This window comes from Allobosea sp. Tri-44, from assembly GCF_004123845.1.
GTDB lineage: Bacteria > Pseudomonadota > Alphaproteobacteria > Rhizobiales > Beijerinckiaceae > Allobosea.
Genome location: NZ_NBDP01000049.1, coordinates 1 through 4,141 on the forward strand (window position 1 = coordinate 1; position 4,141 = coordinate 4,141).

Genomic DNA, 4,141 nt, shown 5'->3' on the forward strand with positions numbered 1-4,141 from the left:
CCACGACATAGTGCTGCGCAGTGCAGGCCGAGGCCTCGTCCGACGCCAGGAAGATGGTGACGCGCGCGACCTCGTCGGGACCGAGCCGGCGCTTCAGACACTGACGGCGCATGAGTTCGGCCTCGCTGCGACCTCTTCGGGCGCCTCTTCCGCCATATGGTGACCACTCGTGATCGCACGCCCTCGCCGATCCGGTGCCCAGGGGCGCCAGACCTCCAGGACATCGCCATAGAGGTCAGGCAGGTCATCCCGTTCCGACCAAAGGCATAGCAGTGGACATTGCAAACTATGCGCTTGATCACGATCGGCCTCGTCGTGGGCGCGGTCGATCGCCGGGCCGGCGCGATAATCCTCGATCATCCCATGGATGACGTCCGGATTTTGGATCGCCGCGAGGAAGTCGGCGTAATTCTCAGACCCCATCGCCTGAGGATCGGCGCCGTACCATTTCAGTGGATCCGCCAGGATCGCCCGCTCGGGCTTGTCCGGCTGGCAGAAGAAGAACCAGTGCCACCAGAGCGTTGCGAACTTCTCCGTGCAGCGCTCCAGCGCCTCCAGGATCGGAACACCGTCCAGTACAGCCAGCCGTTCGACAGCGCCGGGATGATCCATCGCTAGCCGAAAGGCGGTGTAGGAGCCGCGGTCATGGCCGGCGACATTGAAGCGGTCGAACCGCAGTCGCGTCATCAATTCCAGGCAGTCGAGGGCCTTGGCGCGCTTGGATGATCCAGCGTGGTCGGGCAGGTCTGGCGGCTGCGAGGATTGGCCGAACCCGCGCAGGTCTGGACAGACGACATGGAATTCCGTTGCCAACAATGGCGCGACGCGGTGCCAGGTCGCATGCGTCCGCGGATGGCCGTGTAGCAGCAGCAAAGGCGGCCCCTCGCCACCATGGCGCACACGCAGCGTCGCGTCGCTGACCCGGACGAAGTCGAGAGTGAAGTCTTCAAACATTGCCGGGCGCCCGCCTCAGGTCGGATAGCTGTGGTCAACATCCGATGGCGTGCTTCGTTCCGATACAATTGGCGAGTTCTGCCCTGCCGTTCGGCTGGACGTCAGGACGGTCTCAGCGGGCGGGCGGCTTCCTCCGTCGCTGGCCTTGCGCGGACGGCGGCTACCGGATTTCTTTGGAATGGGCCCCCTGAAGAAGGCTCCGAACGGTCGTGCGAAGCCAGGTCGACACCGCCGGCTCGTCCGTGTGCTCGAGGAATGGAGCCCCTATTGTCCGGGCTTCCACCTCGATTATCCCGTTCGTCGCCAGATCCCCGCGGCACTGCGGGCCTTCATCGACTTCTTCCGCGGTGAGTGCGTCGTATCGTAGTGCAAATTCGTAGCCGCCGCCGAGGTTGGGAATGTCCGCTCCGCGGCCGAGTGCCAAGGTCAGCTTATCGCGCGATCATGAACAAAAGCCGCTGGTGCACGCAAGCCTGCACAGGGATCGCAGAAGCATTGCTGCTATAGATCAGATCCTCAAGTGTGAGCACGCTGCAGGAGTGGATTTTGACTGAGCGATTTGAACGGCACCGCCAACCCTGGACTTCTGAAGAGCTTCAGAAACTGAAGTTGCTCGCTGGAAAGGGCATGGCCCTGAAGGCGATTGCGAAAGCAATGACCCGTAGCGAAGAGTCCATAAAGGATCGCGCAAAGCTCGACGGCATCGGTATCGCCAAACTACGCTAGACTAGGGGGCTATGGAGCCGACATCTCGAGTCAGAACCACGGGCATCTGCTCTTGGGATAAGCGGCGTCGTCAGCTTACGGCGCAAGGCTGCCTTGGTCACTGGCTTTAGGCTGCTTGTCGATCAGGAAAGAAGTGGGGTCTGGCAGCGCATCCTTGGCGAGGAGCAGACTATGGCTCAGTGGTCGGCTAAGCATTTTGGCGACGTGAAACGACATAGTTGTCACTAGCCCGGTGATATAGGTTGCGGCCTCCTTTCCACTGGATCGAGATCATCGTGTCGCCAGCTCTCCGAAACAATGTCCGGGTGTTTGGCTCGGGCGAACGCGTCATGATGTTCGCCCACGGTTATGGCTGTGATCAGACCATGTGGCGGTATGTCGTGCCGCATTTCCAAGATCGCTTCAGGATCGTACTTTTCGACCATGTCGGCGCCGGCGCTTCGCACATCTTCGCCTACAGCCCTACAAAATACGGCACGCTCGACGGGTATGCGCAGGATCTGGTCGAGATTGCAGAAGAGCTCGATCTGTCCGACGTCATTCTCGTCGGTCATTCGGTTAGCGCGATGATCGGTGCCCTAGCCTGTGTCAAGGCGCCAACGCGATTTGGGAAGCTGGTGATGGTAGGCCCATCACCGCGCTATATCGACGACGACGCCTACCGCGGCGGCTTCTCAGAGACGCAGATCGCCGAGCTTCTGGATTTCTTGTCGATCAACTATCAGGGCTGGGCGGTCGCCACGGCCCCAGTGATCATGGGCAACCCCGATCGACCAGAACTCGGCATAGAGCTCACAGACAGTTTTTGTCGGGCAGACCCCGATATCGCCAAGGACTTTGCGCGCGTGACCTTCATGTCGGATAACCGAGAAGATCTTCCGCGTGTCGCGGTTCCGACACTCGTGCTTCAATCCAGCGAGGACATCATCGCCCCGATCGAAGTGGGCGAGTACGTACGAGACCATATCCCCAACAGCCAATTCGTGCTGCTGGAGGCTACCGGCCATTGCCCGAACTTGAGCGCGCCCGACGAAGTTGTCAGGGCGATCCGCGCCTTTGTCTGACATGACCGCCTTGAACCCTCGACGCGACCAGCTCGAGGACTTTTTCGACAACGCACCTTGCGGATATCTCTCCATAGCGTCGACCGGCGAGATTGTGCTGGCCAACCGCACGCTCGCTACGTGGCTGGGGCACGACGCGGCCGCGCTCAGCGGCAAGCGTCTTTACGATGTCCTCCCCTTCACTGGCAGGGTCTATTGGGAAACCCACCTGCGCCCGCTGTTGAAGATTCAGGGTAATATCGACGGCGTTGCGCTCGATTTCTTGAGCGCCGCGGGAGAGACGATTCCCTGTTTCGCCAGCGCAGTTGAATCTGCTGGCGACGCCCCCACCGTCAAGCTCGCGATCTTTAAGGCGGCCGAACGCAGACAGTTCGAGCAATCCCTCTTGAAAGCGCGAGCTGCCGCTCAAGAAAATTTGCGCTCTGAGCGGGCCACCGCTGAACTTCGAGAGCAATTCATTGCCGTGCTCGGACACGATCTGCGCAATCCCCTCGCGGGGTTTGCCGGAGGTGTGCGTCTTCTCGCGCGCGAAAATCTGAGTGAAAAAGGGGCAAAGATCCTGCCCCTTCTGATGGGCAGCATCGCGCGCATGTCCGAGCTGATCGACAATGTCATGGATTTTGCAAAAGCTCGGCTTGGCGACGGAATCACACTCGATCGCAACGCAGCCGAGCCTCTTACCCCGGCGTTGCAGCAGGTCGTTGACGAGCTAACGCCGACGTATCCGGATCGACGGATTGAGCTTCAATTCGCCATCGCTGAACCAGTTGATTGCGACCGCGCCCGCATCGCTCAGCTCGTCTCAAACCTGCTTGGCAACGCGCTTGCGCATGGAGCGGCAGACCAGCCGATCCGGATGCGCGCTCAAACGGCCGAGGGGTTTTTGCAGGTATCCATTGCCAACGGCGGCGATCCCATTCCGCCCGAAGCGATGGCCAAACTGTTTCAACCCTACTTCCGCGGCGAGGTGCGCGCCAACCTACAGGGGTTGGGGTTGGGCCTGCACATCGCTTCGGAAATCGCCAAGGCGCATGGCGGCACGATAGTTGTCGATTCCTCTGAACTCGAAACACAGTTCACATTCCGAATGCCCCTTGGCTGAGCGCGACGTCCGTTTGATCTCGACCGCCGGCTCGATCGGAACATCCGGCAGAGGCCTTCGTTTTCTTGCCGCGTGACCATTTTGGCGCGCTTGGCGGGAGAGTTCCTATGAACGGCATAATCTATATCGTCGGCCTTGTCGTGGTCGTTCTGGCCATCTTGTCCTTCCTCGGCCTCCGCTAGGAGTTGATGTCATGACAATGGAAACAACGTATGTGGTTGTCGTATCCCCAACCACCGGTAACAGCTCGTCTTATCTCGCCTGGTGTCCGATCTTCGGCGGCCCGGTGATTGCC

General features: G+C 60.3%; 4 protein-coding genes and 1 pseudogene. 3 read left to right on the forward strand and 2 right to left on the reverse strand.

Going from position 1 to position 4,141, the window contains the following annotated elements; translation table 11 throughout:
- Window positions 1–124, reverse strand: a pseudogene (locus B6S44_RS24940) (SDR family oxidoreductase); the annotation flags it as partial.
- Window positions 94–954, reverse strand: a complete 861-nt coding sequence (locus B6S44_RS24945) for an alpha/beta fold hydrolase (RefSeq protein WP_129159579.1) — start codon at window positions 952–954, stop codon at window positions 94–96. The pseudogene B6S44_RS24940 and the gene B6S44_RS24945, both read right to left, overlap by 31 nt.
- A gap of 522 nt (window positions 955–1,476) precedes the next feature.
- Between B6S44_RS24945 and B6S44_RS24950 the strand changes: the two genes are divergently transcribed.
- From B6S44_RS24950 to B6S44_RS24960, 3 genes are all read left to right on the forward strand, one after another.
- On the forward strand, window positions 1,477–1,680 hold the full coding sequence (locus B6S44_RS24950; protein WP_248309750.1) for a hypothetical protein: 204 nt from the start codon (window positions 1,477–1,479) through the stop codon (window positions 1,678–1,680).
- Between the two features lie 329 nt (window positions 1,681–2,009).
- The gene (locus B6S44_RS24955) at window positions 2,010–2,744 is read left to right on the forward strand and encodes an alpha/beta fold hydrolase (protein ID WP_129159582.1); all 735 of its coding nucleotides are present in this window, start codon (window positions 2,010–2,012) and stop codon (window positions 2,742–2,744) included.
- A gap of 1 nt (window position 2,745) precedes the next feature.
- A complete protein-coding gene (locus tag B6S44_RS24960) occupies window positions 2,746–3,846 on the forward strand; it encodes a sensor histidine kinase (RefSeq protein WP_129159580.1) in 1,101 nt (366 codons plus the stop codon).
- The last annotated feature ends 295 nt before the right edge of the window (window positions 3,847–4,141 follow it).

Excerpts from the sequence above, each read along its gene's own strand:
- B6S44_RS24945 (WP_129159579.1), bottom strand. The coding sequence starts at position 954 with ATGTTTGAAGACTTCACTCTCGACTTCGTCCGGGTCAGCGACGCGACG.
- B6S44_RS24960 (WP_129159580.1), top strand. The coding sequence starts at position 2,746 with ATGACCGCCTTGAACCCTCGACGCGACCAGCTCGAGGACTTTTTCGAC.
- B6S44_RS24955 (WP_129159582.1), top strand. The coding sequence starts at position 2,010 with ATGATGTTCGCCCACGGTTATGGCTGTGATCAGACCATGTGGCGGTAT.